At 70.3% G+C, this 25288-nt stretch carries 17 protein-coding genes; 8 read left to right on the plus strand and 9 right to left on the minus strand.

Going from position 1 to position 25288, the window contains the following annotated elements; translation table 11 throughout:
- Positions 1 to 45 precede the first annotated feature (45 nt).
- Entirely contained in the window at positions 46 to 714 is a 669-nt protein-coding gene (trhA, locus tag AMK26_RS09150) for a PAQR family membrane homeostasis protein TrhA (protein ID WP_073753977.1), read from the minus strand.
- 208 nt (positions 715 to 922) lie between these two features.
- Here trhA and AMK26_RS09155 point away from each other — a divergent pair, with 208 nt between their 5' ends.
- A complete protein-coding gene (locus AMK26_RS09155; protein WP_073753979.1) occupies positions 923 to 2749 on the plus strand; it encodes a phosphoenolpyruvate carboxykinase (GTP) in 1827 nt (608 codons plus the stop codon).
- A gap of 226 nt (positions 2750 to 2975) precedes the next feature.
- Entirely contained in the window at positions 2976 to 4742 is a 1767-nt protein-coding gene (locus AMK26_RS09160) for an Ig-like domain repeat protein (RefSeq protein WP_198944019.1), read from the plus strand.
- Between the two features lie 57 nt (positions 4743 to 4799).
- On the opposite strand, the gene AMK26_RS09165 is transcribed toward AMK26_RS09160, so the two are convergent.
- Both AMK26_RS09165 and AMK26_RS09170 read right to left on the minus strand, forming a co-directional pair.
- Entirely contained in the window at positions 4800 to 5192 is a 393-nt protein-coding gene (locus AMK26_RS09165) for an SCO4983 family protein (protein ID WP_073753981.1), read from the minus strand.
- Positions 5193 to 5274: 82 nt separating this feature from the next.
- The gene (locus AMK26_RS09170) at positions 5275 to 6486 is read right to left on the minus strand and encodes a pyridoxal phosphate-dependent aminotransferase (RefSeq protein ID WP_073753983.1); all 1212 of its coding nucleotides are present in this window, start codon (positions 6484 to 6486) and stop codon (positions 5275 to 5277) included.
- Positions 6487 to 6593: 107 nt separating this feature from the next.
- Between AMK26_RS09170 and AMK26_RS09175 the strand changes: the two genes are divergently transcribed.
- From AMK26_RS09175 to AMK26_RS09190, 4 genes are all read left to right on the plus strand, one after another.
- Positions 6594 to 7373, plus strand: coding sequence for an SDR family NAD(P)-dependent oxidoreductase (locus AMK26_RS09175; protein WP_073753985.1), 780 nt, complete (start codon positions 6594 to 6596; stop codon positions 7371 to 7373).
- Between the two features lie 497 nt (positions 7374 to 7870).
- Entirely contained in the window at positions 7871 to 8713 is an 843-nt protein-coding gene (locus AMK26_RS09180; RefSeq protein WP_073753987.1) for a S1 family peptidase, read from the plus strand.
- Between the two features lie 37 nt (positions 8714 to 8750).
- Positions 8751 to 10214, plus strand: a complete 1464-nt coding sequence (gene mptB, locus AMK26_RS09185) for a polyprenol phosphomannose-dependent alpha 1,6 mannosyltransferase MptB (protein WP_073753989.1) — start codon at positions 8751 to 8753, stop codon at positions 10212 to 10214.
- Between the two features lie 321 nt (positions 10215 to 10535).
- A complete protein-coding gene (locus AMK26_RS09190) occupies positions 10536 to 11297 on the plus strand; it encodes a polyprenol monophosphomannose synthase (protein ID WP_198944020.1) in 762 nt (253 codons plus the stop codon).
- A 41-nt stretch (positions 11298 to 11338) separates the two neighbouring features.
- Here the strand turns inward: AMK26_RS09190 and AMK26_RS09195 are convergent, their stop codons facing one another.
- From AMK26_RS09195 to AMK26_RS09210, 4 genes are all read right to left on the minus strand, one after another.
- Positions 11339 to 12583 carry a hypothetical protein gene (locus tag AMK26_RS09195; protein ID WP_073753993.1) on the minus strand — a complete coding sequence of 415 codons (1245 nt, stop codon included), beginning with the start codon at positions 12581 to 12583 and terminating at the stop codon, positions 11339 to 11341.
- A gap of 396 nt (positions 12584 to 12979) precedes the next feature.
- A complete protein-coding gene (locus AMK26_RS09200) occupies positions 12980 to 14023 on the minus strand; it encodes a hypothetical protein (RefSeq protein WP_073753995.1) in 1044 nt (347 codons plus the stop codon).
- Positions 14024 to 14062: 39 nt separating this feature from the next.
- On the minus strand, positions 14063 to 16021 hold the full coding sequence (locus AMK26_RS09205; protein WP_107420904.1) for a DNA/RNA non-specific endonuclease: 1959 nt from the start codon (positions 16019 to 16021) through the stop codon (positions 14063 to 14065).
- A 164-nt stretch (positions 16022 to 16185) separates the two neighbouring features.
- On the minus strand, positions 16186 to 19554 hold the full coding sequence (locus AMK26_RS09210) for an ALF repeat-containing protein (RefSeq protein ID WP_198944021.1): 3369 nt from the start codon (positions 19552 to 19554) through the stop codon (positions 16186 to 16188).
- 552 nt (positions 19555 to 20106) lie between these two features.
- Between AMK26_RS09210 and AMK26_RS09215 the strand changes: the two genes are divergently transcribed.
- Both AMK26_RS09215 and AMK26_RS09220 read left to right on the plus strand, forming a co-directional pair.
- Positions 20107 to 20634, plus strand: coding sequence for a hypothetical protein (locus AMK26_RS09215; RefSeq protein ID WP_198944022.1), 528 nt, complete (start codon positions 20107 to 20109; stop codon positions 20632 to 20634).
- An 83-nt stretch (positions 20635 to 20717) separates the two neighbouring features.
- Positions 20718 to 22259, plus strand: coding sequence for an FG-GAP-like repeat-containing protein (locus AMK26_RS09220; RefSeq protein ID WP_073753999.1), 1542 nt, complete (start codon positions 20718 to 20720; stop codon positions 22257 to 22259).
- A 119-nt stretch (positions 22260 to 22378) separates the two neighbouring features.
- Here AMK26_RS09220 and AMK26_RS09225 read toward each other — a convergent pair whose 3' ends face one another.
- On the minus strand, positions 22379 to 23953 hold the full coding sequence (locus AMK26_RS09225; RefSeq protein ID WP_073754001.1) for an N-acyl-D-amino-acid deacylase family protein: 1575 nt from the start codon (positions 23951 to 23953) through the stop codon (positions 22379 to 22381).
- 11 nt (positions 23954 to 23964) lie between these two features.
- Positions 23965 to 25230, minus strand: coding sequence for an amino acid deaminase (locus tag AMK26_RS09230; protein ID WP_073754003.1), 1266 nt, complete (start codon positions 25228 to 25230; stop codon positions 23965 to 23967).
- Between the last annotated feature and the right edge of the window lie 58 nt (positions 25231 to 25288).

Genomic DNA, 25288 nt, shown 5'->3' on the forward strand with positions numbered 1-25288 from the left:
GGGGATCCGGGTCAGGCGTACTGGGGGGTGTCCGGCGGACAGCCCCTAGTAGGCCACCAGCGAGATGCCGACGTAGTGGGCGACGAACGCCGCGAGCGTGAGGGAGTGGAAGACCTCGTGGAATCCGAACCACCGCGGCGACGGGTTCGGGCGCTTGAGCCCGTACACCACGCCGCCCAGGCTGTAGAGCACGCCGCCGACGATCACCAGGATCAGCACCGCGATGCCGCCCGTGCGCATGAAGTCGGGCAGGAAGAAGACGGCCGCCCAGCCCATCGCGATGTAGCACGGCGTGTACAGCCAGCGCGGGGCGCCGACCCAGAACACCCGGAACGCGATCCCCGCCACCGCGGCCGCCCAGACCGCCCACAAGAGCACCCGCCCGGTGGAGTCGGGGAGCAGGAGCAGGGTCAGCGGGGTATAGGTGCCCGCGATGATCAGAAAGATATTGGCGTGGTCCAGCCGGCGCAGTACGGCGGTGGCGCGCGGGCCCCAGTCGCCCCGGTGGTAGAGGGCGCTCACTCCGAAGAGCAGGCAGGCTGTCACGGCGTAGATGCCGCAGGCGATCTTGCCGCGCGTCGAGTCGGCGAGCACCGTGAGGACGATGCCCGCGACGAGCGCGGCGGGGAACATGCCCGCGTGCAGCCAGCCGCGCAGCCTCGGTTTCACCGGCGGAGGTTCTATCTCGGTCACTTCGGACCTGGCTGCAGTCATGCCCGGAATGCTACCGACGCCTCCGTAGGTACCAGGAGCGAGTGGCCATGCTCACGTGAGAGGTCCTCTGGACATATGCGCACAAGGCACGGATGATCAGATGAGTGCGGTCGGCACCGGATGAGCGCCAAGAGATCCATGCAGTGAAGCATCCGGGTCGCAGCCCCCACGGGGCAGACAACCCAAAACCCCTCAACAAGGAGCAATCGTGGCGCGCGGTAATGCGGCTCCCACCACCGTCCCCACCAACCACCAGGAGCTGATCTCCTGGGTCGACGAGATCGCAAGCATCACGCAGCCGGACAACGTCGTCTGGTGTGACGGTTCAGAGGCCGAGTACGAGCGCCTGTGCGGGGAGCTCGTCGCCAAGGGCACGTTCCGCAAGCTCGACGCCATCAAGCGTCCGAACTCGTACTACGCCGCGTCCGACCCGACGGACGTCGCACGCGTGGAGGACCGCACCTTCATCTGCTCCGAGAAGGAGGAGGACGCGGGCCCGACCAACCACTGGAAGGCCCCGGCGGAGATGAAGGAGATCTTCGCGGGCGACAAGGGGATCTTCCGCGGCTCCATGAAGGGCCGCACCATGTACGTCGTGCCCTTCTGCATGGGCCCCCTCGGCTCGCCGCTCTCCGCCATCGGCGTCGAGATCACCGACTCCGCGTACGTCGCCGTCTCCATGCGCACCATGACCCGCATGGGCCAGGCGGTCCTCGACGAGCTCGGCACCGACGGCTTCTTCGTGAAAGCCGTCCACACCCTCGGCGCCCCCCTCGCCGAAGGCGAGCAGGACGTCCCGTGGCCCTGCAACTCCACCAAGTACATCTCGCACTTCCCCGAGAGCCGCGAGATCTGGTCGTACGGCTCCGGCTACGGCGGCAACGCCCTCCTCGGCAAGAAGTGCTACGCCCTGCGCATCGCGTCCGTCATGGCCCGCGACGAGGGCTGGCTCGCCGAGCACATGCTGATCCTCAAGCTCACCCCGCCGCAGGGCGAGCCCAAGTACGTCGCCGCCGCCTTCCCGTCCGCGTGCGGCAAGACCAACCTCGCGATGCTGGAGCCCACGATCTCCGGCTGGACCGTCGAGACGATCGGCGACGACATCGCGTGGATGCGGTTCGGCGAGGACGGCCGGCTGTACGCGATCAACCCCGAGGCGGGCTTCTTCGGCGTCGCGCCCGGCACCGGCGAGCACACCAACGCCAACGCCATGAAGACCCTGTGGGGCAACGCCGTCTTCACCAACGTCGCGCTCACCGACGACAACGACGTGTGGTGGGAGGGCATGACCGAGACGGCCCCGGCGCACCTCACGGACTGGAAGGGCAACGACTGGACGCCGGACTCCGACACCCCGGCCGCCCACCCCAACGCCCGCTTCACCGTCCCCGCCTCGCAGTGCCCGATCATCGCGCCCGAGTGGGAGGACCCCAAGGGCGTGCCGATCTCGGCGATCCTGTTCGGCGGCCGCCGCGCCACCGCCGTCCCGCTGGTCACCGAGTCCTTCGACTGGAACCACGGCGTCTTCCTCGGCGCGAACGTGGCGAGCGAGAAGACCGCCGCCGCCGAGGGCAAGGTCGGCGAGCTGCGCCGCGACCCGTTCGCCATGCTGCCGTTCTGCGGCTACAACATGGGCGACTACATGGCCCACTGGATCAAGGTCGGCAAGAACGCCGCCGACCGGTCCAAGCTGCCGAAGATCTACTACGTCAACTGGTTCCGCAAGAACGACGCGGGCAAGTTCGTCTGGCCCGGCTTCGGTGAGAACAGCCGCGTGCTCAAGTGGATCGTCGAGCGCCTGGACGGCAAGGCCGAGGGCGTCGAGACGCCGATCGGCATCCTGCCGACGCGCGGGGCCCTCGACACGGACGGGCTCGACCTGCCGGAGGAGGACCTCGACTTCCTGCTGAAGGTCGACACCGAGGTCTGGCGCGAGGAGGCCGCCCTGATCCCCGAGCACCTCAACACCTTCGGCGACCACACGCCGAAGGAACTGTGGGACGAGTACCGCTCGCTGGTCGCCCGCCTGGGCTGACCCGGAAGACTTCGCGGCGGGTCAGCCTGCATCCGCCCTGACCTGTGGGTTCACGAATGACCCGCCGCGATGCGATCGGCCCCCGGAGTCCCCTCAGGCTCCGGGGGCCGAACTTTCCCACGCCCGGTTTTCGAACCCTTGTGCACAAGCTGTGCACGGCAGTTACATTTCCCCCACGTGTCCCTCTCCTCACGGAGGGGGCCAATCATGCCTGTGGGGGGCTCAGTTGAGTACATCCGTACGATCCGTACGATCCGTACGTTCGCGACGACGCGTCACATCCACGCTCGTCGCCCTCTCGCTCACGCTCGGCACGGGAGGCCTGGTCGCGGCCGCCGCACCTGCCGCGTACGCCGCCGACGCGAGCGAGGTCGTCGCCAAGCTGCCGATCTCCTCGTACTCCGCGATGGTCGTCGACTCCGCGCGTGAGCGCGTGTACATCGCGGACAAGCGGTCCTACTACTACAACGACAAGGGCCAGGTCCTCGTCTACAACTTCCAGGGTCAGCAGATCGCAACCCTGACCGGCGCGAGCCCGGTCACCGGACTCGCGCTGAGCACCGACGGCACGACCCTGTACGCCGGCGAGCGCGAGTCCATCGCCACGTACGACACCGCCACGCTCCAGCTGACCGGCCGGACCCCGGCGTACAGCGACACGTGCGGGCGGGAACTCGCCTTCTCGGGCGGCAAGCAGTGGCACACCAGGGGGAACGCCCAGTACGAGTCCGAGTGCGCGTACGCCGTTCACGGACTCGACTTCGTCAGCGGCGGCGCCTACAACGTCACCGCCTGGAACATCACTGGCCGGATGCTGCTGGAGACCGGCGCGGGCGCCGAGAACCGTCTGTTCATGGGCCAGGTCAAGAACGAGAAGGCCACCGACCCCGCCCTGACGTCCTTCGACACCAGCGGCGCCACTCCCGTACGGGGCGACGCCCGCCGTTTCGCGGACGCCGAGGGCAAAGGCGGCCTGGACCTGAAGGACCTGGCCGTCAGCGCGGACGGCAAGCGCCTCGCGGTCGCGGACGCCGCCCACGGCACCCGGCTGCTGAACTCCGGTGACCTGTCCGACGCCCCGGCCCCGTACCAGCCGCTGCCCGAAGGGGCGGTCGCCTCCGGGGTCGCCTTCAGCGGCGACGGGAAGTACGTCGCGCGCGGTGCCTCGGCCACCGGCTCCACGCCCGACCTGCTGATCCAGCCCGCCGACCCGGCGAACGGCACCACGGCGCTGGAATTCGCCTACGAGGGCGAGCTCGACGGCAACCGGGTCGTCCCGCGGGGCCTTGAGTGGTCCGCGGACGGCTCCCGGCTCTTCGCGCTCACCACCAACGCGCCCGGCAACGCCTTCTGGCTGCACATCATCCAGCCGCCGGCCGCCCAGTACGACTCCCGCTTCACCGGCGGGCTCACCTCCACCCCCGGCCAGGCCGTCGTCGGCGAGCCGGTCGGCATCCGGGGCCGCCTGGAGCTGGACGGGCCCGCGCCCACCGAGCCGGTCAAGGTGACGGCCGTACGCACCGACGCGGACGGCACGCGCAAGACCGCCCCCGCCGAGGTGGCAGCCGACGGGACGTTCACCGTGCTCGACGTACCCGCGCGGGTGGGGGAGGCGACGTACACGCTGTCCTTCCTCGGCGACCTGACGCACCGCCCGGCCGAGGACGTCAGCCTGACCGTGTCCGTGGCCAAGGCCCCGAGCGCGATCACGCTCACCGCGCCCGCCGAGGCGTCCAAGAGCGCGGGCCTGGAGATCACCGGCACGTTCACCGCGCAGGGGCCCGCGCTGCCCGCCGGGATCGCGCTCGCGGTCCAGCGCGCCGACCGGCTCGGCACCGGCACGCTCACCTCGGTGGCGGTCGCGGCGGACGGCACGTTCCGGATCAACGACCTGCCGCGGACGCGGGGTTCGGTCACGTACACCGTCAGCTACGCGGGCGACGACGTCCACGCGGCGTCGAGCGCCGAGGCGACGGTGTGGGTACGCCGCTGACGCGGCCGAAGTAGTGGCAACCCGGCCCGCGCCCTCCCCGGGCGCGGACCGGGGCCGTCAGAGGGCGCCGACCGGGCTGAACTGCTCCAGTGCGGCGGTGTGCGCGTCCATGCGCTCGGCGGAGAGGATCGCGGCGGCCGTGTCGGCCCGGGAAGCGGCGACGACCAGGGCGCGGCCCGCGAGGGCGTGCGCGCGGCGGTGCAGGGCCGCCGGGTCGGCGCCGGTCAGGCCCGCGTGCCGGGCGGGCGGGGCGCCGCGCAGCCGGGCGACCTGCTGGGCGATGCGCTCCGCCGCCGCGTCGTCGCCGAGCTCGTCGGTGACGGCGAGCAGGGCGGCGAGGTGCCCGGCGAGCTGGATGTCCAGCTCCTCCTCGCGCGAACGGTGCGGGATGCGGTCCTGGGCGTCGTCGGCCATCCGGTGGACCGACTTGGTGCGGATCGGTTCGTACATGGTGGACGGCCTCCTGCTCGGTGACAGGAGACCATCCTACCTTGGATTCTGTCTAAAGTTGAGCTGACTCCATGTACGGGGGTCAGTGCTGGCTGTAGCCGTCGAGGAAGTTCCCGATCCTCGTCACGGCATCCGCCAGATCCGTGGCGTTCGGCAGCGTCACGATCCGGAAGTGGTCCGGCTCGTGCCAGTTGAAGCCCGTCCCGTGCACCACCATGATCTTCTCGGCCCGCAGCAGGTCCAGGACCATCTGCCGGTCGTCCTTGATCTTGTAGACGTCCGGATCGAGCCGCGGGAACAGGTACAGCGCGCCCTTCGGCTTCACACACGTCACGCCCGGGATCTGCACCAGCAGCTCGTACGCCACGTCCCGCTGCTCCAGCAGCCGCCCGCCCGGCCGCACCAGCGCCTCGATCGACTGCCGCCCCTGGAGCGCGGCGGCGATCGCGTGCTGCGCCGGCATGTTGGCGCACAGCCGCATGTTCGCCAGGATCGTCAGGCCCTCGATGTACGACGAGGCATGCGCCTTCGGCCCGCACACCGCCAGCCAGCCGCTGCGGTAACCGGCCACCCGGTAGTTCTTCGACATGCCGTTGAAGGTCAGCACCAGCAGGTCGGGCGCGATCGCCGCGGTCGGTGTGTGCGTGACCCCGTCGTACAGGATCTTGTCGTAGATCTCGTCCGAGCAGACGACCAGATTGTGCCGCCGCGCGATCTCCGTCAGCCCGCGCAGCATCTCGTCGTCGTACACCGCACCCGTCGGATTGTTCGGGTTGATGATGACGATCGCCTTGGTGCGATCGGTGATCCTGCGCTCGATGTCGGCGAGGTCCGGCATCCAGTCGGCCTGCTCGTCGCAGCGGTAGTGCACCGCCGTACCGCCCGCGAGGGACACCGACGCCGTCCACAGCGGATAGTCCGGGGCCGGTACGAGGACCTCGTCACCGTCGTCGAGCAGCGCCTGCATCGACATCTGGATCAGCTCCGAGACGCCGTTGCCGAGGTAGATGTCCTCGACGGAGAGGGGGATGCCCTTGGTCTCGTAATGACTCATGACCGCCCGCCGCGCGGACAGCAGGCCCTTCGCGTCGCCGTACCCGTGCGACTCGCCGAGGTTGCGCAGCATGTCCTCGAGGATCGCGGGCGGGCACTCGAAGCCGAAGGCGGCGGGGTTGCCGGTGTTGAGCTTCAGGATCCGGTGACCCGCAGCCTCCAGCCGCATCGCCTCCTCGAGCACCGGGCCCCGGATTTCGTAACAGACGTTGGCGAGCTTCGTGGACTGGATCACCTGCATGTCGCGAGCTTACGGCGGTGGCGGGTGGGGCGCCTCGTGTTTTGTGCCACTTCGCCCCCGCGCGAGGGACCCTTGATCGCCCGCACCCGGGCGGGCATCATCGGCGGATGGCCGCTCTGCGACGTTTCGACGGGTACGGCGTACTGATCACCGGCGCGGCACGCGGCATCGGCGAGGCGACCTCGCGCCGACTCGCCGCCGAGGGCGCCCGGGTGCTGATCGCCGACATCGACGAGGACCTCGCACGGGAGGTCGCCGGGACGATCCCCGGGGCGGCGGCGTACGGCTGCGACGTGGGCGACACGGCCGCGGTCGAGGCGGCGGTGGCGTACGCCGTGGAGACCTTCGGGCGCCTGGACGTCCTCGTCAACAACGCCTTCGCCCGCACCCCGGACGCGCCGAGCCTCCGCGACGAGGCCGACGAGACCTGGCAGCGGTCCCTGGACGTCACCCTGATCGGCGCGCTGCGGTGCGCACGGGCGGCGCTGCCGCACCTGGCGGCGTCGGGGCGGGGCGCGATCGTCACCATCGGGTCCGTCAACGCCGAGCAGGCCTTCGGCGGCCACGCGTACAGCGCCGCCAAGGCCGGGCTCGCCTCGCTCACCCGCACGCTGGCCGCCGACGCCGCGCCGCGCGGCGTCCGCGTCAACCAGGTCAACCCCGGCACGGTCCGCACCCGCGCCTGGGCCGGCCGCGAGCACGTCCTGGACGCCCTGGCCGACCGGGTCTACCCGCTGGGCCGAGTGGGTGAACCCGAGGACATCGCGGCGGCGGTGGCGTTCCTCGCCTCCCGGGACGCCTCCTGGATCACCGGCACCACCCTGCGCGTCGACGGCGGCCTCCTGGCGGTCAACACCGGCTTCGCCCAGGCCCTCGCGGACGACTGACCCCCCGGGGGGGGTGCGGCTGGCGAGGCGCGCGGCGTGGCCGGGTCGGTTGCGGCCGGTGGGCCAAGGTCGGGGCCCCTCCGGGCTCACCTCCTCGCGGTCGGCGGGGTGCCCACCCGGTCTCGTCGCCGCCAACCGCTGCGGGGGCGACCCTGCACGGCCCCTTCTCGCCGTGGTCGGAGCCAGCGCGCCCGATCTCGTGTGCACGCGGCCTCGGCCACCCGGCTTCCCTCGCCCCACCGGGCCGCAGTCGGCGTACGACCGGGGCGGGGCCGTGCAGGGTCGCCCCCGCAGAGCTTGGGGGAGGCGCCGGAAGGGCTCCCTTTCCGACGTACCCAAGGCCGCCGGCATCGAGGAGGTGAGCCCGGAGGGGCCACGCCCCACCACCCGCGACAGGCGCCGCACCCGGGCGCACGGCCGAAAACGCTCTCCTCCCGCACCCGCCCCACCCCTCAGAATGCGCATGACAAAAGTCATCGCCAGAGGGGACCCCCCACATGCGTAAGCCTCTCGCCGGCGCGCTGCTCGCACTCGCGCTCCTCGGAGCCGGCGCCACAAGCGCCACAGCAGCCCCGGCACCAGCCCCGGCACCGGCTCCCACCACCAAGGCCGTCGACTTCGCCGGCACCGTCGCGCTCAGCAACTGCTCCGGTTCCGTCGTCCGTGTGCCCGGCTCGCAGCCCACCGATCCCGCGCTCGTGCTGTCGAACGGCCACTGCCTGGAGAGCGGCATGCCCGGTCCCGGCACCGTCGTCGTCGACAAGCCCTCCACCCGCACCTTCAGCCTGCTCAACTCCGCCGGCACCAAGGTCGCCACCCTGCGCGCCACCAAGATCGCGTACGCGACCATGACCGACACCGACGTCTCCCTGTACGAGCTGACCAGCACGTACGCCCAGATTCAGGCGCGCCACAACATCAAGGCCCTGGAGCTGAACGCGACCCGCCCCGCGCAGGGCACGGCCATCAAGGTCGTCTCCGGGTACTGGAAGCGGATCTACAGCTGCTCCATCGACGGCTTCGCGTACCGCCTGAAGGAAGCCGGCTGGACGATGAAGGACTCCGTCCGTTACACCGCCGCCTGCGACACCATCGGCGGCACCTCCGGCTCGCCCGTCGTCGACAACGCCACCGGCAAGGTCGTCGCCGTCAACAACACCGGCAACGAGGACGGGCAGCGCTGCACGATGAACAACCCCTGCGAGGTGGACGAGAACGGCACCGTGACCGTCCGCCACGGCATCAACTACGGCCAGCAGACGTACGGCATCGTCGCCTGCGTCGGCACCGGCAACAAGATCGACCTCGGCCGGCCGGGCTGCACGCTGCCCAAGCCCTAGCCGAGCGGGCACGGCCCGCCCGATAGGTTGGCGGGTCATGTGGGCAATGAGCGCTGTCGGGTACCGCCGGCTCGGCGCGGCCGGGTCGGTCGCGACGGCCGTGGGCGGCTGGGCCGCCGGTACGCTGCCGGCCCGCGACCCGTGGGGGATCTGGGTCCCCCACGGGCCGGGGGTCACGGCGGCGGCCGCCGTCCTCGCGTACACCGGGCTGACGCTGCTCGTCGTCGCCTGGTGGGGGTACGGCCGGGCCGGAGCGTCCGTGCGCGAGACGCTCACCACGCTCGCCTGGTGGGCCGCCCCCCTGCTTCTCGCCCCGCCCCTCTACAGCGCCGACGTGTACAGCTACATCGCCCAGGGCGCGATGGTCCTGGAGGGCCACGACGTGTACGGCGCCGGTCCCTCCGTCCTGGACCCGGCCGGCCTCGGCGGGGACGCCGCCGCGAGCGTCGGCGGCCACTGGACGGACACACCCGCCCCGTACGGGCCGGTCTTCCTGGTGCTGGCGCAGGCGGTGACCTGGACCACCGGCGGGACGATCGTGCCTGCGGTACTCGGCATGCGGCTGATCGCCGTGGCGGCGCTGGCCCTGATCGTGTGGGCGCTGCGCCGACTGGGCCGGGAGCGTGGTGAGGAAGGGGAGCGCGGTGCTCTCTGGCTCGGCGCGCTCAACCCGCTCCTGCTCATGCACGTGGTCGGCGGCATGCACAACGACGGGCTGATGATCGCCCTCATGCTGGCGGGCGTGGTTCTCGCCCGGCGCGGTAGGTGGATGGCGGGCAGCGCGGTCGTGGGCCTCGCGATGATGGTCAAGTCCCCGGCCGCCGTGGCGCTCCTCTTGATCGGCGTGATCGTCGGCAGGGCGGCGACCGGCCCGCGCGTACGGCGCGTGGCGAAGGGGCTGCTGGTACCGGGGGTGATCGCCGGGGCGGTGGCCGTGGGCGCGACGGTGGCCGCCGGCACGGGGTTCGGCTGGCTGCGCACGCAGAGCGTCGCCGGGACGATCCACACCGCGCTCTCGGCCACCAGCGACGTGGGCCTCGCCCTGGGCGAGCTGCTGCACCTGCTGCTGGGGGCGGACCCGGACCCGGTCAAGGCAGCCGTCCAGCGCCTGGGCCTCGCGGCGGCGCTCGCGCTCATCGCGTACCTGGCGTGGCGCTCGGCGCGCGGCCGTCTCGACCCGGTCCACGCCCTGGGCCTGGCCCTCGTCGCCCTGGTGGCCCTCTCGCCGATGGTCCAGCCCTGGTACCTGCTGTGGGGCGCCACCGTGGTGGCCGCCACGGCGTGGGACGGCCGCGCGGGCCGCGTCCTGATGGTGCTGTCCGCCGCCCTCGTCTACGAGACGGCCCCTTCCGGCCGCACCCCGGCGTACGGCTTCGCCCTGGCGGCCCTCGCCTGCGTCGTCGGGACGGTGCTGGTACGCCGCGACACGGCCGCCGCACCGGACCGGCGCCGGGCGCACGGCCCTCGCGAGGCGGAGCGGGTCGAGGCACGTACGCCCTGACGGCGGCATCCCGGCCGGCGCACCACTGCCGCGAAGCCCAAACCGACGGCATGGCTCCTGCCAGGGGCATTTGTGAACACCACCGGGCTCCGGGCGCACACCGAGTGCCCTGGAGCTCCGGCTATCAGGTCGTCGGCGGACTGTTCTTCACCCTGCCCAATGGCGACCACAGCGCAGCGACGGCCGCGCCTCGGGGCCGATAGGCCCATTTCCCATACAGGCGCCCTTATCACCCCTCGCACTGCCGTTCGCGTTCAGGCCCGTATGCTCACGGGGACCAGCCGGGCCTCTGTACCGGCAAGCACACGAGGTGGATACACAGTGAGTGAAGGCGGTCAGCGGACCACAGGCCCGCTCGGCACGGTGTTGGTGATCATTCCGACCTACAACGAGGCCGAGAACATCGCGGCGATTACCTCTCGGGTCCGTAGTTCCGTGCCCGATGCGCACATTCTTGTTGTCGACGACAACAGTCCGGACGGCACCGGCAAGATCGCGGACGAGCTCGCAGCCGACGACAGCCATATTCACGTCCTGCACCGCAAGGGCAAAGAAGGCCTCGGCGCGGCGTATCTGGCCGGGTTCGGCTGGGGCATCGAGAACGATTACGGCGTCCTGGTCGAGATGGACGCCGATGGCTCTCACCGCCCCGAGGAACTGCCCCGCCTGCTTACGGCGCTGCCCGGTGCGGATCTGGTGCTCGGGTCGCGTTGGGTACCCGGCGGGAGCGTAGTGAATTGGCCCAAGTCCCGGGAGTTCCTGTCGCGAGGCGGCAGCCTCTACTCCCGTCTGATGCTCGGAGTACCCATCCGCGATGTGACCGGCGGCTTCCGGGCGTTCCGCAAAGAGACGCTGGAAGGACTGGGTATGGCCGAGGTCGCCTCCCAGGGGTACTGCTTCCAGGTTGATCTGGCCTGGCGGACCGTGAGATCCGGTTTCCATGTCGTCGAGGTGCCGATCACCTTTGTCGAGCGGGAGCGGGGCGACAGCAAGATGAGCCGCGCGATCGTGGCGGAGGCGCTGTGGCGGGTGACCGCCTGGGGCCTTGGCCACAGGGCCAGGGCGCTCCTGCGACGCGGCTGAATTGAGGTCCGTCCTGCGGGACCCGCAGGACGGACCTCAATTCAGTGAGCGCTCCGGGACACGGGCTGGCTGTCGGATGTGGTGCCGGCAACAGGAAGCTGCGGAACCCTCTCACGGCCCTGGATGAGCTGGTGGAGCAGGAGGGGCAAACCGACGACGGCGATAACCCACACGTTGAGCATGAGCCGGTCGCCCTGGCTGTCGACGGGGTGCGCGATCTCGGCCGCGATGCCCGTCAGTCCGACGGCCAGAACGATCCAGCCGAGCGCACGGCTGTGCCGGAACAGGCCCCATGCGCCGAGGCCGACAGCAACGACAAGCCAGGGGCTGCGGACCTGCTCCTGAATCCAGTGGGTCCAGTAGTTGCCGTTCAGCTCGACCAGCATGGGCCAGGGGGCGGCGACATCGGGCTGGGCGAAGTGATCAGTGAAAGTGTCCTGCAACGTCTCGGTACTGCCCGGCAGGTTGTAGTGCATGCTGAGCGCACCGATCCCGAGAACCACGGCCGCATTCAGGGCAGCCATGAAATACGTGCCCCGATGCCTCGTGCCGGCCACTAGTGCCAGGCACACCATCGCAGCGGCCGCCAATGCCCCCGCGATGAGCAGGAAAGTCGAGTACTTGACAGCTGTGCCCACCACCATGGACCCGGCGAGCAGGATCGCTCCTGCGGTAAGGCGACGGTTGAACAGCCACCACGCACCCAACAAGGCACTCATGGTAAGAGCGAGTACGGGGCCCTCTGTGAGGGGATATCCACCCCACCAGCCGATCGGGCAGGCGTAGAAGAAGGCCTGGCCGAGTAGGGCGAACCTTGCAGGTGCCCCTACGGCGCGCAGCAGCAGGTAGGCAAAGAGGCCGCCGGCAACGGTGAACAGGACCGAGGTGACGAGCAGTCCCGAACCCGCGCCGAACACGGCGACAAACGGCGCGGCCAGCACCGGGAACCCCGGCCGGACATCGAATATGCGCTCATAGCGAGGGCTGAGCGGTTTCAGCCCGTCAGCCGACTCCGCCATGCAGGCGGAGAACCCTTTCCCCGGCGTGGGGTACGGAGCAGCGTCATCGCGCAGGTTCTCCGGCTTCAGCTCGTGGGAGCGCATCTCCCGTCGCACCTTGTCGTGGCAGTACGCCTTCAACGCGGTCCGGTGCGCCTGCTCCGGAGAGTCACCGAGGAACTGCAGCGCGGCCTGGTTGTAACGGTAGGCGTCATTGGCCGGCGCCAGGGTGGGCCTGCCGATGATCTGGAGAACTATGTATGCGATGGCGATCAGCGCGGGGAGCATCCACCGGCGCGACCGACGTATGCCCTTTCTCCGGCGGGTCTCGGAGGACCCCACATCGCCTGCTCGGTGCTGAGAAGCAACAGTGAGGTCATTGGGGCTTATCACGGATGGTCACATTACCCTACTAGCACCCCCGTGCGAATCCGTCACATTCTGTAGCGGGCGCAGAGTCGAGACCCACAGTCGCGCTACTCCCGTCTCCGCCAAGAAGATGAACTCGCATACATCTGGAGCCTAGTGTGATGCGCCCGAAATCACGTGCGGCTGGTCCGGTCCTTCGCGGTGCGGCCAGGGGTCGTCGGCGGGCCAAAGGAGCGGCCCGCCGACAGAGCTCAGTTCTCCGAGGTACCGGAAGCGCGCTCGTGGCGTCTCGGTGTACTCGGGCGCAGGGCTTGCTTACTGGACCAGCTCGATATGGGGGTGGGACGGGTCGGCCGGGCAGACGTGGAGCTGGAGGTTGTAGCCGCCGACGATGTCGATCAAGGTGAAGTTGCCGTCCCGAGCGCCCAGGGGAGGCGGGGCCGGGTTCGTCGGTTCCTCCTCGGCGATCCAGGACTTGCTGATGCCGTCCCACTCCGAGGAGGCGATGGTGAGGAGCGGGACCTCCTCGGTGCCGCACTCGGGGCAGGGGCGGTCGACGGGGTCGATGTCACCCCAGCTGGTCCAGCCGCCGGTCTTCCAGCCGGGGGCGGTGGAGAGGTTGCCCAGGTAGAGCTCGCCCAGGTCGTGCGTGTACGTGCTGTACTGCGAGGGGTCGATCGACCCCCAGCGGCTCGCGTCGTCCAACTGCTCCCGCAGCTCGTTGTCCAGCTCCCTGGGGTGGGGAAACTCAGTGACCTGCTCCGGTGACAACAGGCACGGCTCCGGGAGGTAGTAGCCGAGCTGGACGATCGGCGGCTCGGGCGGTGCGTTGAGGACGTCGGTGACGGTGGCGGAGGAGCGCCAGAAGAGTGCGGTTTTGGGGTGGGCGTATTCCGCGTGGTCGAAGGGGCACCACAGGACTTGGAGGAGGTCCGCGTCGGGCGGACAGGGGAAGGGGACGTCGCGGGCGTACATCTGGGCCACGGGCAGGAGGGGGATCGGGCCGTCGAACCACGGGCGGCCCGCCCTGATCCGCTCCAAGGTCTCCAGCTCCTCGGGAGTCCACTGGGCTGCCTCGGGGTCGAGGTGCAGCCGCTCGGCCGATGCGGCAAGGACGCGGCGGAGGAGCCGGATGTCGTCCGGTGAGTGGACCACCGGCGCCGCGTGCCTGTCATGCGGCTCGTCGCAGTACGGCCACGGCTCGTCGGCGGGCCACAGCAGCGGCCCGCCGACGGAGCTGTCCTGCACCGTCGGCAACCCCGGACGCGGGTGCAGCCGGGTCGCCTTGCGCGCCAGCGGGGCCATCTGAGGGAAGAGCGCGGTGATGTCGAACGGCCGCGGTGGGGTGGTGAAACTCATGCCGGCTCCCGTTGGCGTGCACTGGTGCGGATCTGTGTATCAGTTACCGAGGTTGAGCGTCCCGGTGTTCTGCAGGGTGTTGGTGACGTAGACGCTGGGGAACAGCACCTCGGTCGTCCCGTTCGCCCGTTGGATGTTAGCGCTCATGGTGACGCCCACCGGAATGGTGCTGTTCGCGTCCTTGTAGACGGGTGTCACCTGGTAGAAGACCGCGTCGTTCGCTCCGAGACTGGAGGCGGGGTCCTTGATCATCGTCTGCGCGATGCTCTCGTAGGTCCGCATGCTGGGCGTGCCCGTGTTCATCCCGGACTGCCAGCAGGGGACGAGGTTGGACCGAGTCTCCGCAGTCGTGCCCATTCCGCCGAGGACCTTTGCGATGAGATGGCACCGGGCCAGCCCGTTGGTGACTTGGCTCGCCTTCTTGAACGCCTCCGCGTCCTTCCACCCGGTGACGGGATCGCTGGTTCCGCTTCCGTCGGTGATCTTCCTCCCCAGGCATGCCGTCGCCTGGGTCGGCCGCACTCCGGGCCCGTCCGCCGGGGCGGTCTGGTTGACAAGCGGAACCGGCTCGGTGGTGTTGTAGAACCAGCCGTCGCCGTTGGGAAGGTGGTTGATCGGCGGGGGGTCGTTCAGGCAGCTGGCCTGCGGGCCGGTGTCCGGCAACGAGAACGTCAGCTCGAACTGGTCGGCGTCGATCACGCGCTGATCCTTGAAGCCGTCGGCAAGCTGAGTGTCGGCGAACTGCTTCTCGGCGGGCGTGACATGGGCCTGCACGCAGGGTGAGGTACGGTCCAGGATGTTGGCGTCGTTCAGGACGTAGGTGTCCCATTCGCCGTTGCCGAGGTTGGGGATCACCGTGACGCACCGGTCGCCGGGGGCACCGCCTTCCTTCGCCTCCCCGAAGGGGAAGTCGCCACAGCTGTCAGAGCCGACGAGGTCCGTCTGGGCCGTGAAACCGGCGCACGTGCTGGCGGTACGACCGGCCACGCCGCTCGTCGACCGGGTCAGGGGGCTGCCCTTCTTGCCCCAGGCGCCGTTGAGGTTGTTCTGCGCCCAGCCGTAGGCGGCCACGGCGCCGCCCGCGTCCGCGCTCGTCGCCTTCATCGGCACGACGGCCATGACGGAGGGGACGGCACAGCCCGCCACCGAAGTGCCGCCGACCGCGTGGTCGCACCTGATCTGACGCGGGTTCTTCCACGACGCGTTCGGGTCGGTCGGCGTCGTGTTCGGGGACGTCACGTACATCGCGTAGGACGTGAAGAACGAGGCGGAGCTACCCGTCGTCTGGGGCGAGGAGTAGGTGACGTTGCCGGTGAGGGTCTGGCCGAGCGTGATGGCGCCGCCGTACCAGGGCGCGGTCTTGGTGGCCGTGCAGCCGGCGTCGCAGGACGCTCGGAACTTGGCGTTCAGGGAGGTGACATCGCCGGAGGCGGCCGTCATCTTGACGGTGACCTGCTCGCTCCAGGTCGTGGCGGTCGGGGACAGGTCGGCGCCGGTCGAGACCTCCAGGACGCCGCGTCCGATCTCCACACCCCTGCTGTCGCGGAGGATGTAGGTGACGTTGATGCCGGTCACGCAGTACGAGAAGCGCTCGTAGCTGTAGTTGCCGGGGTTGGTGATGGAGCAGCTGCCGGTGGCAGCGGCAGCAGCGGGGGCACTGGCTGCCCGGGACTTCGCCTTCGCCTTCGCCTTCGCAGGGGCGGGGGCGACCGTCACACAGGACTCGACGGCACCCGCGCGGCGCTCCTTGGAGCCCGGCGCGGTGGCGGTGCATTCCTCACCGGAGCCGGCCGCGAACCTGCCGGTCCCGGTGAGGGGGGCGGTGGCCGGCAGGTCCGCCGAGTCGAGCCTGCTCACCCGCTGCGGCTTCTCTTGGGCCCCCTGCTGCGCCGAGCTCATGCCGGTCGTGGTGAGCCCCAGCGTCACCACCGTCACCAGGGCCAGTACGGTCGACCGGGCACGTCTCCGTCCCGGCCGACCACGTCGTATCGCATGCATGATTGTCATACCTCTCTTGTTGGCGTGGGTGCCCCGACGGCTTCGGTAAGGGCAATGAGGGGCACCGGCACAGCGGTGCCCCTCGTTCTCGTGCGATGGGGACCGGCCGGGCTCGGGCCGAGGCCGTTCGGTCCCGGCCCAGGCGCCGAGCGCTAGGACGCAGGTCAGAAGATGGACGACAGGACCTTGGTGGCCCCCGATACGACGTCCTCGCCGACGTCGGCGATCTTGCCGACGACGGGCTTGATGAGCTTGCCGCCGAGGGCCTTGTCCGCGGCACCGATCCACTTGGACTGGCCGAAGGTGACCAGGCTCAGGCCGGTGCCGATGGCGGAGTCGATGAACTCGCCACTGGTGAAGCCGTGTTCGATGCCGGTGAAGAGGGTGCCGAGGCCGCTGGCGCCCATCGAGACCGCGGCGAAGAAGCCGGCGGCCGCGGCGGCCGGGGGGAACACCAGGGCGGCGAGGGCGCAGCCCGCGGCCAGGAACCCGGCGCCGACACTGATCGCGTTGAACGCGTCGGCGTAGAAGCCGGCGTCGTTCCACCACTCGTCGGCGTCCGTGCTGGTGCCGTTGGGGTTGATCTGGTCGTTGGTGTCCTTGTCGGCCGGGTTGATCTTGGCCTCCCGCTCACGGCGGGCCTTCTCGGCAGCCTCCTTCGCAGCGGCCCTGAGCTCGGCCTCACGCTTGGCCGCAGCGATCCGCCTGGCCTCGGTGGCCGCGGCCGCCGCCGTCGCCGCGTCCTTGCCCGCGGCGATCGAGGAAGCGCGGGCGCTCGCGGCGGAAGCCTGAGCGCTGTACGACGACTTCAGGGCGGAACGGGCGGAGTCCATCGCCTTGTTCGCCGAGTAGTTCGCGGAGCGGGCGGCACTACGGGCGGTCGACGCCGCCGCGCTCGCCCGTGCCGCGGACGCCTTGGCGTCGGCGGCGGACTTGTCGGCCGCGTCCGCGTTCCGCCTGGCCTCGTCGGCGTAGTCCTCGGCCTTGGCCGCGGAGTCAAGTGCCTTGGCCGCCCACTCCTTGGCCTCGGCGGCGGCACTCCGGGCGTCGGCTGCGACCTTGGATGCCAAGGCGGCGTTCTCCTGCGCCTTTTCGGCGATCTTCGCCGCAGCCGCGATGGCGCCCCGGATCGCGGCTACATGGGTGGCGGTGTCGTGGTCGAGCTGGGCGGTCCGGTACTGCACCAGGGAGACGAAGTTGCGGCGCATCCAGGTGGGCCCCTCCATGGCCACCTCGGCGTACGCCTTGGTGAAGGCACCCCCGGTTTCCATCAGCGTGAGGGTGAGGACCGCGTCGTCCTCCCGTATCGCCCGGGGGTACTCGTCGTCGAAAAAGTTCTGCAGCGATTCGGTGGTGTTGATGTCGAGTGCCTTGTTCGCCGCCTCGGTGACGGCCTTGCCGGGATTCGAGTCCAGGATGCGAGTGATCGCCACCCGGTTGTCCTCGTCGGAGGCCCTCTTCATGCCGCCGGTGAGGAAGTCGCCGACCGCCTTGGAATCAGGGCTCTCCAGGGCGGCCTGGGCCGCTTCGGCGATCCTGGGGCCGGCGATCGTGGCCACGTGGAGCGTGGTCTCCCGGTCGTCCTGAACCTGGGCCAGGTGCCGGTCGAGGTCGATCCAGGCGTACACGTCGTCGTCCGAGCCGGAGAGGGCGAACTGGGCCGCCTGCCGGGTCCAGGCACCCCTGGAGTTGAGCAGGGCGACGGCCGCCTTGCGCCCCTGGACCGCCGCGAGCTCCATGTCGTTCGCCGCCAGCGCCTGCTCGGCCTTGGTGATCAGGTCCTTGGTCGCCTGATCGGTCTGCTGCGCCTGGGCGACCTTGTTCTGATAGGCAGTGATCTCCTTCGTCTCGATCTCAGCGAGCAGCCTGACCTCCTCGATGGCCTGCAGCTTGTCCTGCTCAAGGGTTTCCGCCTCGGCCTTCCGCGCGTTCTGCTCCACCAGGAGGGCGTCCGAGACGGCCTTGGTGGCCGTGTTGGCGGCCAGCACGGCCGCCGCCGCGTGGGCGGTGGACCTGTTGGCGTAGTCGACGGCCTGGCCCGCGTACTTCACGGCCTCCTCGGCGGCGGCCGCCGCCTTGTCGGCGTGGTCCGCCGCGGTGTTGGCGGCGTCCCGGGCGGTGCGGGCGGCCGCGGCCGCGGTGGTGGCGAGGGTATGGGCGGCGGAGGCGGCATTGGTGGCCCGGTTCGCGGCGCTGGAGGCGATCGCGGCCTGGCGCTTGGCCTCCGCGGCCTCCGACTGTGCGGCACCGGCGGCGGCACCGGCCTGGGCGGCGGCGTTCGCGGCGGCGGCCGCGTTGCGTGCGGCGGAGGCGGCGGCGGTACCGGCGGCGGCTGCCTTGGTTCCGGCGACGGCGGCCTGGTCGGCCGCCTTGGCCGCGGTACGCGCCTTGGCCGCGGCGTTGCGGGCGGCGACCGCAGCGTTCTTGGCGGCCTCGGCTTTGCCGGCATCCTTGGAGGCACCGATCGCGGCATGGAAGGCGCGGGCCGCGGCGCTGCCGGCGTTCGCGGCGGCCTGGGCGGCGCCGGTGGCGGCCCAGGAGGCGCGACGGGACGCCGACACAGCGGCGTTCGAGGCGTTGATGGCGTTACGAGCGGCATCCGCCGCGCCCTTCGCGGCGCCCGCCGCCTTGCGGGCCGCCGCCCCGGACTTCTGTACATCCTGCTGGGCAGCCGCAGCCTCGGCGGCGGCCTTCTCCGCCGCCTCCTTTGCCTTGTCCGCGGCGGTCTGGGCGCGCGCGGAGGCCTCGACGGCCAGGTTCGTCTCGCGCTCGGCGCGCTTGCCCTCCCGCTGGACGACGGCGACGAGCTCCTCGATCGTCGCCGACTCCTGGTCCCGGGCACGGGCGATGTGCTGCCCGGTCTCGATGAACCACTCCACGTCGGACGCGCTGCCGCTGAGGGCGCGGTCGGCGTACTTCTGCACCTCCGGGCCGGCCTGCGTCAGCATGGTGGCCACCTGGACCCGGGCGTCCTCCAGGCGTGCGTCGTACTGGGTGTCGGTGAGGAACGCGATCAGGGACTGCTCGGTGCCGGCGGTCAGGGCGGCGGTGGCGGCTCGGCGGACCGCTCTGTCGCCGGTGCCCGACACGATGGTGGTGGCCACCTGGAGGTCCTCGAGGATGGCGGTTTTGAAGCCGCCCCTCAGGAAGTCGGCGATGGCGGCGTCACCGTTGTCGAGGGCGGCGACCGCCTCACGGCGCAGGCCCTTGCCCGCGCGGTCCAGGCTGCTGACGATGGCGACGCGGTTGTCCTGCACGGTTTGGTTCGGCAGCGTTTCGGCCAGGAAGGTCTGGATCTCGCTCTCGGAGCCGACCAGGGCCCGGGCGGCGGCGGACTTGACGCCTCTTCCGCCCGATATCCAGGCCTTGACCACCTTCGCCCGCTCGGTGGCCGGCAGGGGGACGGGATCCGGCGCAGTGCCCTCCACCGCGGCGGCGACCGGGGCGAGGAGCACCGAGGGCGTGGAGGCTACGGCGGTGGTGGCGGCGAGCGCACCAAGCACGCGGCGCCGGCTCCAGAAAGTTGTCTGCATAAGAGAGTTGTCCTCGTGTGAGCTGTGGACAGGACATGTCGGATCTCCCTGGCAGGCCGGTTTCCGACGTGCCCGCGGGATGGAATGCCCATGAGTGCGAAGTCGCGTGTAGGCGGAGCTCGTTCTAGTGCCGGACCTTATCAACCTCTCATACCGGAGGGACCAATTGAAGAGTCCGGTCTTTCAACGGACGCTGCGAATCCGCTTCTGATCGTCCCTCAGTATTCATTTACATGTCCTTCACAACTTTCGGCACAACCTTTACAAGCGGTGACGTAGATCACGAAGCATGCGTAGGGATTGCGCCGGTATGCATGGGTTTTTTCACTCGACCTGAGGGCCACTTCATGTTGGTATGGGGAAGCGGATGATGATCGCCGGGACAGGGGGCCTCTCGTTTTGAGAGGTAAGGGAACTGCTTTCCGCAGGAGTTGGAGCATGCCCGGCAGGGCGATGTTGATATCGCATTCCTGTGCACCCGATTTCGAGCCCGATGATGAACATTCGGCCGTCAGCGACGAACTTGGGGATGCAATGAAGGAATACAGCAGAATGCCCGTGAAGCCGCAGCGCAAGCGGCTTGCGCGGCGCGCACTGGGCGCGGCCGCGGTCGGCGCCCTGGCTTGGATCACGGCGACCACGGGCATCCCCGGCGGGGCGTCGCAGCAGACGGGCCCCACCGCACTGGTCGCGGGGGACGCCCCCGGTTACACGGTGGAGGATTTCACTTACCCGAACGCGGACAAGATCCTGGCCGAGAAGAACATCGTCCTCAAGCGCGGTGACGGGCACATCACCCTGGCCGACTGTGCGGCCGGCACCGGCCTCCTGGAGATCCTGGCCCGTGACAAGACGGACAAGATCTGCTTCAAGGTGGTGGGCGACTCCGGCTGGCTGACCCTGGAGATCCCCGCGGTCTACGCGGTCAAGGGCAACGACTACACGACCTCGGTCGACATGACCGTAGGTACCGAGGAGAAGTCGTTCGACATCAACAAGAACGCCTGGACCTCGGTGGGTGAAACCGCGGACCCAGAGGGCCGTGATCACCTGCTCGTCGAGATCAGGTCCTCCAAGTAACCGCAGTCACCATCGACATGCTCACCACTCCGCGGTCCCGTGCCCACAGGACGCGCGGCCCTCGTGCCCAGGAAGCCACATTCATGTACCTCTCCAGACGCCCTCGTCTCTCCGCGCTGGCCGCTGCCCTGCTCGCGGCCCCCGTCGTGCTGAGCGCTGCTCCCGCCACCGCACTCACCGGAGCCGACGCCCCGGCACAGCTGAACTACGTCGCGAAAATCAACGTCGGTGAAGAGACCGCCTGCACCGGCACCCTCATCGACCGGCAGTGGGTCCTGACCGCGGCCACCTGCTTCGCCGCGGACGGCAAACCGCCCGCAGGCAAACCCGCCACTACCACCACCGTCACTGTCGGCCGCACCGACCTGACCCAGGCCGGCGGCAGCGTCCTGTCGGCCATCCGGCTCGTCCCCCATGCCGACCGGGACCTGGTGCTCGTCAAACTCGCCGCCAAGATCACCGATCCGGGCATCACGCCCGTCCGGTTGGCGACCACGCCCGCCACCGAGGGTGAGGAGCTGGTGAAGGCCGGATTCGGACGCACCAAGACCGAATGGGTGCCCGACAAGCTTCACACCGGCACGTTCACCGTCGCGTCAACCACGGCCACGACAGTGGACCTCAACGGCTCCGACACCGCGACCGTCTGCAAGGGCGACGCCGGCGGTCCCGCCCTGCGCACCGTCAACGGCACCACGGAACTCGTCGCCATCAACTCCCGTTCCTGGCAGGGCGGATGTCTCGGCATCGATCCGGCCGAAACCCGTACCGGTGCTATCGACACCCGTGTGGATGACATCAGCGCCTGGGTCGAGCACGCCACCTCGCGCAATCCGGACGACCTCACCGGTGACGGCAAGGCCGACCTCGCGGCCGTCAAGAGCGACGGCATTCTGTGGATCTACCCCGGCACCGGAAAGCCCGGCATGGGCGCCCTGGGCACCCGCTTCCAGGCCGGCACCAGCTGGACGAGCCAGGACGCCATCACCACCGGCGACCTCAACAACGACGGCATCGGTGACCTCCTGTCCCGTCAGGCGTCCGACGGCACGCTGTGGGTCTACCCCGGCACCGGAAAGTCCGGCATGGAGGCCTTCGCCACCCGGTACCAGGTCGGCAGGAGCTGGCAGACCCAGGACGTCACTCGCGCCGGGGACTTCAACAGCGACGGGATCACCGATGTCCTGACCCGTCAGGCGTCCGACGGCACGCTGTGGGTCTACCCCGGCACCGGAAAGCCCGGCATGGAGGCCTTCCCCAGCCGCTACCAGGTCGGTACCAGCTGGAAGAGCCAGAACGTCATCACCACCGGCGACCTCAACAACGACGGGCGCACTGATGTGCTGTCCCGTCAGGCGTCCGACGGCACGCTGTGGGTCTACCCCGGCACTGGAAAGTCCGGCATGGAGACCTTCGCCACCCGGTACCAGGTCGGCAGGAGCTGGCAGACCCAGGACGTCACTCGCACCGGGGACTTCAACAGCGACGGGATCACCGATGTCCTGACCCGTCAGGCGTCTGACGGCACGCTGTGGGTCTACCCCGGCACCGGAAAGCCCGGCATGGAGGCCTTCCCCAGCCGCTACCAGGTCGGCACCGGCTGGGCGCCCTACCGCATCATCTGAGCGGCGGGACGACCTCCGACTCTCCCTCGCACTCCTCTCAAGAGTGCGGGGGAGATCCCTCATGCCCAGTGAAGCTTTTCGCCGGACTTCTCCCACGCGGCTTGCCATTGCCGACATGTTCAGGACGCGGGCGTACGGCGGATCGCGCGGCCCGCCAGGACGTCCGTCCGCCGGCCGTCGGCGATGACGAAGCGGCCGTCGATCAGCACGTACGGGATGCCGGCCGGCAGGGTGCGCGGGGCGTCGAAGGTGGCGCCCGCCGCGACCGTGGCCGGGTCGAAGAGGACCAGGTCGGCGCGGTGGCCCTCGCGGACCAGGCCCCGGTCGGGGAGGCGGAGGCGGGCGGCGGGGCGGGAGGTGAGGTGGGCGACCGCCTCCTCCAGCGACAGGACGCCCAGCTCACGCGCGTACCGTCCCAGGTAGTGCGGGAACGTGCCGTACGCGCGCGGGTGCGGCTTGGCGCCCTGGAGGATGCCGTCCGAGCCGCCGGTGTGGACGCGATGGCGCATGATCGCCCGGACGTTCTCCTCGTGGCCGACGTGGTGGAGGATCGTCGTGCCCAGCCGGTCCTCGATCAGCAGGCGGCGGGCGGTGGTCCAGCCGTCGAGGCGGCGGCCGGTGAAGTGCGCCAGCGCCGGATCGGTGACGCCCGAGATCTCGATCGTGTCCCACTCGACGGGTACGCCATGACAGCCGTCCGAGCCGGTGACCTCCAGGTGGTGGCGTATCCGCTCGGCCGTCGCCTCGTCGCGGAGGCGGGCCAGGACCGCCTCCGGGCCGCCCTCGCCCGCCCAGCTCGGCAGCATCGCGACGAGCGTCGTGCAGCCGGGCGTGTAGGGGTAGGTGTCGAGCGAGATGTCCGCGCCGTCCGCCAGCGCCTCGTCCAGCAGCGCGAGCAGCTCGGGTGCCCTGCCCTTGTTGACGCCGAAGTTCATGGTGGCGTGGGCCAGGTGCAGCGCGCAGCCGGCCTCCCGGGTAAGGGCGACCATCTCCTCGTACGCCTCCAGCGCGCCCGCGCCGTAACTGCGGTGGTGCGGGCAGTAGTAGCCGCCGTACGCCGCCACGACCCGGCACAGCTCGGTCAGTTCGGCGTCCCGCGCGTACATGCCGGGCGTGTAGGTGAGGCCGGACGACATGCCGACCGCGCCCTGCTCCATGCCCTCGGCGACGAGTTGCTTCATGCGGGTCAGCTCGGCGCCGGTCGGCGGGCGGTCCTCCCAGCCCATGGCGTACGCGCGGACAGTGCCCTGCGGGACGAGGTAGGCGGCGTTGACGGCGATGCCCTGACGGTCCAGCCGGTCCAGGTACTCGCCGACGGTCCGCCAGTCGAATTCGATGTCGCAGCCGTCGCCGTTCCAGCCGGTGACGGCCCGGCGGACCTCGCCGAGGGTGCGGTCGTCGACCGGCGCGTACGACAGGCCGTCCTGGCCCAGCACTTCGAGCGTGACACCCTGCGCGGCCTTGGCGCTGTGATCGGGGTCGCGGAGCAGCGCGAGGTCGCTGTGGGCGTGCATGTCGATGAAGCCGGGGGCGAGGGCGAGCCCGTGCGCGTCCAGGACGCGTGCGGCGGGCAGGGGCCGGTCGCCCTCCCGGCGGATCGCGGCGATCCTGCCGCCGGTGATGCCGACGTCGGCGCGGTAGGAGGGGCCGCCGGTGCCGTCGACGACGCGTACGTCCCGTATGACGAGGTCCATGGCGGCCGCTCCTAGAAGAAGGTACGGATGTAGTCGACGACCGTGCCGTCCGCCTCGACCAGCGGGATCAGCGGCCACTTGTCGAACACCGTGCAGGGATGCGACAGCCCCATGCCGACCCAGTCGCCCACCTCCAGCTCCGCCTCGGCCGTCGTGTCGAGCCAGGCGTGCTGGTCGGACAGGCGGCTCACCGTGATCCCGTCCGCCGGGCGGACCGACCCGTCGCGCGCGGAGCGGACGACCTGTGCCTCGGGGAGGTGGAGGTCGTACGCGGCGTCCCGCTTGCCCGCGTTGACGAACGCCTGCTCCGCCGTCGGGCGGGACACCACCTGCGCCCACAGGCGGAAGGCGGGCTGGAGGGCGCCCTCCTCCGGGACCCGGTTGAAAGGCGTGAGGTTGCGGTACTGGCCGTCGTCGTGGGACACGTACGCCCCCGAGCGCAGCAGCTTCAGCACCGGGCGGGACAGCGGCGGCAGTTCGGCGAACACCTCGGCGACCGTGTCGAACCAGGCGCTGCCGCCCGCGCTGACGACGATCTCGTCCAGGCCGGCCGGGAAGCGGCCCGCCTTGTCGAGCTCGACCGCGAGGGCGGTGAGGCGGCGCAGCCAGGCCCGTACGCTGCCGGTCGTCGCCTCCGGCACCTCGCCCTCGTACCCGGCGACGCCGACGAGGCGCAGCGTGCTCGTCGCGGCCACGGCGTCCGCGACGGCGGCGCACTCCGCCTCGGTACGCGCCCCGGTGCGCGCGCCGTCGCCCGCGCCGAGCTCCACGACGACGTCGACGGGGCGCCGGGAACGGCGCAGGGCTTGGTCCATCAGCTCGACGCCGCGTACGGAGTCGACGTAACAGATGAAGCGGAAGTCCGGGTCGTCGGCGAGTTCGGCGGCGAGCCAGCGGAGGGCGGCGGCGTCGACCAGCTCGTTGGCGAGGAAGATCCGCCGGATGCCGAAGGTCCGGTAGACGCGGGCCTGGTGCGGCACGGCCGCCGTGATCCCCCAGGCGCCGTACTCCACCTGACGGTCGAACAACTGCGGCGCCATGGACGTCTTGCCGTGCGGCGCGAAGGCGAGGCCGTGCCGCTCGGCGTATGTCTCCAGCAGCGCCAGGTTGTGCTCCAGGGCCTCGGCGGAGAGGGCGAGGACAGGGGTGGTGAAGCCGCCGGTGAAGAGGTCGCGGCGCTGGGCGGCCAGCTCGCCGACGGTCAGGCCCTCGGCGTCGATGGGGAGCCCCTTGAACCGGTGGTCGACGCGCTCGTCCTTGAGGTGCTCGGAGGCCATGGCAACCCGTTCCCCATCTGTTGCATTCTCTGCAACGCTCATTGCGTATATCGCTCGG

Origin of the sequence: Streptomyces sp. CB03234 (assembly GCF_001905885.1) — a bacterium.
In the GTDB taxonomy this organism is placed as follows: Bacteria; Actinomycetota; Actinomycetes; order Streptomycetales; family Streptomycetaceae; genus Streptomyces.

Bases quoted from the DNA above. Each gene is read 5' to 3' on its own strand.
- trhA (WP_073753977.1), bottom strand. From the start codon at position 714: ATGACTGCAGCCAGGTCCGAAGTGACCGAGATAGAACCTCCGCCGGTG.
- AMK26_RS09165 (WP_073753981.1), bottom strand. From the start codon at position 5,192: ATGTACGAACCGATCCGCACCAAGTCGGTCCACCGGATGGCCGACGAC.
- AMK26_RS09170 (WP_073753983.1), bottom strand. From the start codon at position 6,486: ATGCAGGTGATCCAGTCCACGAAGCTCGCCAACGTCTGTTACGAAATC.
- AMK26_RS09175 (WP_073753985.1), top strand. From the start codon at position 6,594: ATGGCCGCTCTGCGACGTTTCGACGGGTACGGCGTACTGATCACCGGC.
- AMK26_RS09180 (WP_073753987.1), top strand. From the start codon at position 7,871: ATGCGTAAGCCTCTCGCCGGCGCGCTGCTCGCACTCGCGCTCCTCGGA.
- mptB (WP_073753989.1), top strand. From the start codon at position 8,751: ATGTGGGCAATGAGCGCTGTCGGGTACCGCCGGCTCGGCGCGGCCGGG.
- AMK26_RS09195 (WP_073753993.1), bottom strand. From the start codon at position 12,583: ATGCTCCCCGCGCTGATCGCCATCGCATACATAGTTCTCCAGATCATC.
- AMK26_RS09200 (WP_073753995.1), bottom strand. From the start codon at position 14,023: ATGAGTTTCACCACCCCACCGCGGCCGTTCGACATCACCGCGCTCTTC.
- AMK26_RS09205 (WP_107420904.1), bottom strand. From the start codon at position 16,021: ATGCATGCGATACGACGTGGTCGGCCGGGACGGAGACGTGCCCGGTCG.
- AMK26_RS09210 (WP_198944021.1), bottom strand. From the start codon at position 19,554: ATGCAGACAACTTTCTGGAGCCGGCGCCGCGTGCTTGGTGCGCTCGCC.
- AMK26_RS09215 (WP_198944022.1), top strand. From the start codon at position 20,107: ATGCCCGTGAAGCCGCAGCGCAAGCGGCTTGCGCGGCGCGCACTGGGC.
- AMK26_RS09220 (WP_073753999.1), top strand. From the start codon at position 20,718: ATGTACCTCTCCAGACGCCCTCGTCTCTCCGCGCTGGCCGCTGCCCTG.
- AMK26_RS09225 (WP_073754001.1), bottom strand. From the start codon at position 23,953: ATGGACCTCGTCATACGGGACGTACGCGTCGTCGACGGCACCGGCGGC.
- AMK26_RS09230 (WP_073754003.1), bottom strand. From the start codon at position 25,230: ATGGCCTCCGAGCACCTCAAGGACGAGCGCGTCGACCACCGGTTCAAG.